The following is a 6,532-nucleotide window of genomic DNA, read 5'->3' as shown; positions in this document are numbered from 1 at the left end:
GAACAGCAAATACAGGAAGGGGAAGCCGTACAGCACCATGGCTACCGCCAGCAGGATCCAGAGGATGGTGCGGGTGCTCCGTTTGCCGGCTTCGAGGCCTTCACGGTTGACCCCGCGCCGTTTGCGCAGCGGTTGTGGTTCGGAAATGTCCGACGCCGGCGGGCTGGCTTTGGTGGCTAGGCTCGCGTTGCTCATCAGTTGTCCTTTCCAGGCCGCCAGATGGTGGCCACTGCAACGAAGGCAATGGCAAGCATTGCGAGGAGGTAGATGGTGCCCATGGCACTGGCGAGGCCGGGGTCGCCGAAACGGATCATGGTCCGGTAGATCAGCAGGCTCATGGTTTCCGAGGCCGACTGCGGTCCGCCGTTGGTCTGGATGAGGATGGTGTCGAAGGCCCTTGCTGCGTCAATGCCGCGAACCACCAGCGCAACGGCGATGACTGGACGCAGCAGCGGAAGGATGATCCGGAAGAGGAGTGCCGGAGCCCGTGCCCCATCGAGGCGGGCGGCCTCGATCAGATCGCCCGGGATGTTCTGGAGGCCCGCGAAGAGCACCAGGCACATGAAGGAGGTGGTGAGCCAGATGTCCGGGATGGCCACTGAGAACAACACGATGTTGGGGTCGGACAGCCAGCCGATCTGGTTGGGGTCGGACAGGATGCCGGCTTGGTGGAGGAGCGTGCCGATGAGGCCGAAGTTATCGATCATCAGGAACTTCCACAGCAGACCCGCCACGATCGGCGCAATCATCAGGGGGTAGAGGAAGACGGTCCGCCAGATCTGGGATTTCTTCCCCAGCGTGGTGAACAGCAGGGCCATGCCCAAGCCGAGTGCGAACTCGAGTGTCACCACCACCAAGGTGTAGGCAAGGGTCCGCCATCCGGCGCTGGTGAAGGCTTCGGAGGTGAACGCGGTGACGTAGTTTTGGAAACCCACAAAGTCACGGGGGCCGCCGGCGATGGGGGAGATCTTGAAGAAGCTGTCAGCCACCAGGCGGAAGAGGGGATAGGCCACGAACACGGCCAGGAACAGTGCCGCGGGCGTCATCAGATAGAGGGCGAAGCGGCGATCGGAGATACGCACGGTTTTCTTTTCTGCTGGTTGGGACCGCGGCCGGCACTGTCTTTCGCGCTGTGCGCGGGCCGGTGCCGGCCGCGGAGATTTACTTCAGGAGGTCCTGGACCTGCTTCTTGGCATCGGCCAGGAGCGCCGAGGTGTCTCCCCCGGCCACGGCCTTCTGCAGCAACGGGATCAGGACGGTGTCAACGATCTGCTGCCACTTGGCGGTTGCCGGCCGTGTGGCTGTTGCCGGAGCGTTGAGGGTTTCAATCAGCGGCTTGAAGCTTTCGTAGCCAGGCTGGTCCTGGTATTTCTCAAACGCGCTGATGCGTGAAGCCAGGCCGAGCTTGGAGTCGATGCCCATGCTGTTGTAGTCATAAGCACATTTGACGAACTTCTTGGCGGCTTCCGTGTTCTTGGTTGCCTTGGGAACCGACAGGTACCAGGGTCCCGGAACGCCTGCGACGCCGGCGCTGCCGCCGATCATCGCTGCGGCGCCTACTTTTCCTGCCACGGGAGCATCAGCAGGGATCTGGCGGTAGGCATGGGCCCAGAAGCGGGTCATGGCTGTCTTGCCCTGGTTGAACAGGTTCTGTGCCGCGGCCCAGTCAACCTGTGCGGCGCCGGTGGGGGCAGACTTGGCCAGGCTCACATAGAAGTCGAGGGCTTCCTTGTGGGCCGCGTTGTCGATGACCACGTTGTTGTCCTGGTCCAGCACCATGGGGGAGCCGGCCTGGAGCACGTGGGCCAGCCATTCTGTTTCCACGGCGCCCTTCACGTCCGTGCCGTACATGCCGTCCTTGGTGAAGAACTCGGAAATGTCCTGGTACTGCTTCCACGTGGTGGGCGCGGCGAGTTCGTAGCCGTACTTTGCCTGAAAATCGGCCTTGTTCTTGGCGTCTTCGAAGAGGTCTTTGCGGTACAGGATGATCTCGGCGTTGGTCCACGCCGGCAGCCCGATGAAGTGGCCATCCACGTTTGCTTCCTTGACGAGCGCGGGGAAGATGTCCTTCTTGACGTCGTCTGTGAACAGCTCATCGATGGGTTGGACGGCGTCCTTGAAGCTCGGCAGCCAGACCGAGTCCAAAGCCGCGACGTCGAAGGACACGTTGCCCGAGGAGAACTCGCTGGACAGGCGGTTGAACATGCCGTCGTAGGGGAGCTCCACAAAGTTCGCTTCGATTCCAGTGTCCTTCTTGCACTGCTCGGCCACGCCTGTGAGTTCGGCGTGACCACCGGCTTCGACCAGGACGTTGATGGAGCTGGAGCCGGCGGAACCGCCGGAGGACGGTGCCGGGCCGCCTGCGCCACAACCGGTGGCAGCGAGTGCGACGGCGGTGCACAGCCCGCCGAGGGTGACGAGCTTGGAGATGGTGTTTCGAGTGGACATCGCTGTCGACTCACTTTCTCTTGAACGGAAATTGCAGAGAGATAAAGGAGTGCTGTTGGCTTGAAAAATCGTTTTGCCAAAACGACTTGGCATTGACATTAGGACTGTGGAACAAGATCTGTCAATGGCTTCCTAAAAAGATTTCGGACCTCTTGACGCCGGTGAGGACATGATCATAAAGTGGGCCGCGCCAGCCGACAAATCGTTTTGGCATATTTTGGCTGATTTGGCATTTTTTGGCAAACCTCCCAGCCCTGATCCGTTTCCGGGCCGCCGCGCCGCCGTGCCGCCGGTCCGCCAAATCACCATCGAGTTCAAAGGAGAATCATGGATCCAACTCCATCCCCATCCCTCAGCCGAAGGAGCATCCTTCGGCTGATTCCAGCGGCGACAGTTGCCGGCACCGCCGTCGTGCTGTCAGCGAAGGAAGCCATGGCGAAAGGCCCGGCGCAGCAGGTGCCTGCTACGGGAGGGGCCCAGGCAGCTCCAGGGCACCGAGGCATCATCGGTGTGCTCTAACAACCAAGGCACCACCAGCAACACCGCAAGGCCACTCGAGCAATACCCCCAACGATGTGAGGAGAAAACGCTGTGACCACTGTCTACGACGTCACCACCTGGTCTGTCCCCGGGAATCCGTCCGCAAGGCCGTACAACGATATTGGGGTGATCATCAACAGCATCATCGCCGATGTGAAAGCCCAACAAAGCAATCAAGCATCCAAACCTGGCGCCGTCATCTACATCCCGCCCGGAGACTACTCGCTCAAGACCCGCGTCAACGTGGACATCAGCTTTTTGACCATCCGTGGATCCGGACACGGATTCACGTCCAGCAGCATCCGCTACAACGCCGGCAACACTTCCGCGTGGCATGAAATCAACCCCGGGGGCAGCCGGATCCGCGTCGAAAACACGGACGGAAATACAGACGCCTTCAGGGTCTACCGGTCCGGAGATCCGCGGCTTAGCTCGATCGTGTTCCAGAACTTCTGCTTGGACGGCGTCTCCTTCAACTCCAACCAGAACTCCTACATCAACGGTAAAACCGGCATTCGGTTCGACTCGGCCAACGACTCCTGCCGTGTGGAAGGCATGGGCATGGTGTACCTGGAACACGGCCTGGTGGTCCGGGACACCGATGCCCTCAGCGTCAGCGGCAACTTCCTGGCAGAGTGCGGTTCCTGCGTGGAACTCACAGGCTCCGGGCAAGCCTCCAAAGTCACGGACAACCTGATCGGGGCAGGCTACGTGGGTTTCTCCATCTATGCGGAAGGACATATGGGCTTGCTGGTCAGTGGCAACAACGTCTTCCCGCGGGGCAAGAGCAGCGTCCACTTTAAGAACTCCGCCCGTTCGACCGTCACCAGTAACCGCTTCCATGCCTTCTACCCGGGCATGGTGAATTTCGAGGGCAATTGTACGGAGAACCTGGTGGGAGCAAACCATTTCCTGCGGCAGATGGAACCGTTCGACCCCCTGAAGCCGTACAACAATGGCCTGGATGATCTATTCGGCCTGGTGCATCTGTCAGGCAGCGGAAACACGGTCACTGGCAACCACTTCAGCTACGACGTGCCCTCGGGTTCGGTGAGGCCCTCAGGCCAGAAGCCCACCATCATCCTGGTGGCATCCGGCGCCAACAACTACATCGCCGCGAACAATACCGTCTCTTCGGTGGCTACGAACACCGTGGTGCTGGATGGTTCCACCACCGGGACCAAAGTGATGGACAGCGGAGGAGCCAGCGAATTTGTGCACTACACAAGCTCTTACTCATTCCGGGCTACTCCCTGATCCAACGTAGAGGAAGAAAAGGTCTGTCAATGATGACCAGAGGTACTAAAGCGCCGGCTATCACCAAGGTGATCGCCGCCGTCGTTCTTTCGTTGGCCGCAGGCTTGACTGCGTCGCCGGCGCAGGCTGCCGATCCCGACCCCGCCACCCAGCAATACCGGCCATCCCTGCACTACACGCCTTTGAAGAATTGGATGAATGATCCCAACGGGTTGGTCTACCACAACGGCACCTACCACATGTACTACCAGTACAACCCCAACGGGACTACCTGGGGAAACATGAGCTGGGGCCACGCGACCTCTGTGGATCTGCTGCACTGGACCGAACAGCCACTGGCCATTGCCCAGACGTTCAACGGCAACGGGCAGGCAACAGAAGACATCTTCTCCGGTTCCATCGTGGTGGATTCGCAGAACACCAGCGGATTCGGAACAGCTCAGAACCCGCCACTGGTTGCCGTCTACACCAGCAATTACACCGGCAATCATCCCCTGTACCCCGGGAAACAGGCGCAGTCCCTGGCCTACAGCACGGACAGCGGCCAAACTTGGACCAAGTACTCCGGAAATCCCGTGCTGAGCAGGAACACTACGGATTTCCGCGATCCCAAGGTCTTCTGGTACCAAGGGGCCGCGGGCTCGTACTGGGTGATGTCGGCCGTGGAAGCCAACGAGCACCGGGTCCTTTTCTACAAGAGCACCGACCTGAAGAGCTGGACCTACCTGGATGATTTCAAACCAGCCAATGCCACGGGTGGGCAGTGGGAATGCCCGGACCTGTTCCCCCTGGCCGTGGATGGCAATCCCAACAACATCAAATGGGTGCTGGCAGTCAACATCAACCCCGGAGCGGTGGCAGGAGGCAGCGGGGGACAGTACTTCGTCGGAAGTTTCGACGGCACCCGCTTCACGTCCGAAACCACGGATCCCTTGGGCGTGGCACCACCGGGAAATCTGCTCGCCGGTTTCAACGGCGGCAGCTACAGCGGGTGGAACGTGGGCAATGACCCGGCCAACCCAGGAGGTCCTTGGGGAAGCAGCCCCGCGCCCGGAACGCTCCCAGGGCAGCAAACTGTCACGGGGTCCATCGGCGCCGGGCTGGTCAACGGGTTCAACGGTGGGGATGCCCCCACCGGCACCTTGGAATCTGCGCCCTTCACCGTCACCAAGGATTACATCAATTTCCTGGTCGGTGGCGGGAACCACCCCCGGCAAGCTGGTGAACAGCCCGGGAACACACCGCCGCCTGGCTATCTCCTGTTCGACGGCTTCGACTACCCCGGAACCCTTAGCGCAGCAGGATGGCAACTGACCGGCAATTTTGAGGCCGCCAGGAACCCCTCCACTGCGGGCGGTGAATATGCAATCGGAAAGCGCATCAACACCTTCGAGGGCGGCCCCAACGCCGATAACAACGTCGGTACCATCACCTCACCGGAGTTCTACCTCACCAACACCAACATTGGTTTCCTGCTGGGTGGAGGCAACCGGACAGACGGCAGCCTCCAGGTGGAACTGCTGGTGGGTGGAGTTCCGGTCCGCAGCACCACCGGCAGCAATTCGGGAGACCTGAACTGGAAAAACTGGGATGTCTCCCAGTACTACGGCCAAGTCGCCCGACTACGGATCGTGGACAATGCCACGGGACAGTGGGGGCACCTGACGTTGGACAACATGGTCCTTGGCTCACAGCCGGCGCAACCGCGAAGCAGTGAAACCACGGTCAACCTCATGGTCAATGGCCAGGCTGTCCGCAGCACCACGGGCTCGAATTCCGAACAGTTGGACTGGAGAGCCTGGGACGTGAGCGGGCTGAAAGGCAGCCAGGCCTCCCTTCGGATTGTGGACAACAACCGTGGCGGATGGGGTCACATCCTCGCCGACGAATTTGTGGCCTCGGATATCACCCGGCTGGAGCAGCACGACTGGTTGGACTGGGGCAGGGACTACTACGCTGCCGTTTCCTTCAGCAACGCCCCTGACGGAAAACGGATCATGCTGGGCTGGATGAATAACTGGGATTACGGCCAGTCCACGCCAACAACCACCTGGCGGGGTTCCATGGCCCTGCCGCGGGAAGTCCAGCTCACTCAGACCGGCCAAGGTCCCCGGCTCACCCAAAAAGTGGTAGCGCAAGTGGACGGACTGAAAGACACGGCTGCCGCCTACACCGCGCCGGCGCAGGACATCGCTCCAGGTACCAGCAGTCTTCCCATCACGGGGGACGTGCTCCAGATCGATGCGGAGTTCTCGCCAGGAACGGCCTCCGCCTTCGGACTCAAGGT

5 protein-coding genes and 1 pseudogene are annotated in these 6,532 nt (G+C 60.8%); 3 read left to right on the top strand and 3 right to left on the bottom strand.

The window, feature by feature from the left end:
* The 3 genes and pseudogenes from HP499_RS18955 to HP499_RS18945 form a co-directional block, all read right to left on the bottom strand.
* A pseudogene (locus HP499_RS18955) lies at positions 1-195 on the bottom strand (carbohydrate ABC transporter permease); the annotation flags it as partial.
* On the bottom strand, positions 195-1,082 hold the full coding sequence (locus HP499_RS18950) for a carbohydrate ABC transporter permease (RefSeq protein ID WP_105692744.1): 888 nt from the start codon (positions 1,080-1,082) through the stop codon (positions 195-197). The gene HP499_RS18950 and the pseudogene HP499_RS18955, both read right to left, overlap by 1 nt.
* A 79-nt stretch (positions 1,083-1,161) precedes the next feature.
* A complete protein-coding gene (locus HP499_RS18945; protein WP_172325718.1) occupies positions 1,162-2,448 on the bottom strand; it encodes a sugar ABC transporter substrate-binding protein in 1,287 nt (428 codons plus the stop codon).
* A 327-nt stretch (positions 2,449-2,775) separates the two neighbouring features.
* On the opposite strand from HP499_RS18945, the gene HP499_RS18940 reads away from it, so the two are divergent.
* The 3 genes from HP499_RS18940 to HP499_RS18930 form a co-directional block, all read left to right on the top strand.
* A complete protein-coding gene (locus HP499_RS18940; protein ID WP_172325717.1) occupies positions 2,776-2,967 on the top strand; it encodes a hypothetical protein in 192 nt (63 codons plus the stop codon).
* A gap of 72 nt (positions 2,968-3,039) precedes the next feature.
* Entirely contained in the window at positions 3,040-4,245 is a 1,206-nt protein-coding gene (locus HP499_RS18935; RefSeq protein ID WP_172325716.1) for a NosD domain-containing protein, read from the top strand.
* A gap of 29 nt (positions 4,246-4,274) precedes the next feature.
* A partial coding sequence (locus HP499_RS18930; RefSeq protein ID WP_375154260.1) for a glycosyl hydrolase family 32 occupies positions 4,275-6,532 on the top strand: 2,258 nt, incomplete at its 3' end.

This window comes from Paenarthrobacter sp. CM16 (genome assembly GCF_013179505.1).
Taxonomy (GTDB): domain Bacteria; phylum Actinomycetota; class Actinomycetes; order Actinomycetales; family Micrococcaceae; genus Arthrobacter.
Note: the sequence above shows the minus strand (reverse complement) of the source record. Positions and strands in the feature narration are given on the sequence as shown.

Bases quoted from the DNA above. Each gene is read 5' to 3' on its own strand.
- HP499_RS18945 (WP_172325718.1), bottom strand. From the start codon at position 2,448: ATGTCCACTCGAAACACCATCTCCAAGCTCGTCACCCTCGGCGGGCTG.
- HP499_RS18940 (WP_172325717.1), top strand. From the start codon at position 2,776: ATGGATCCAACTCCATCCCCATCCCTCAGCCGAAGGAGCATCCTTCGG.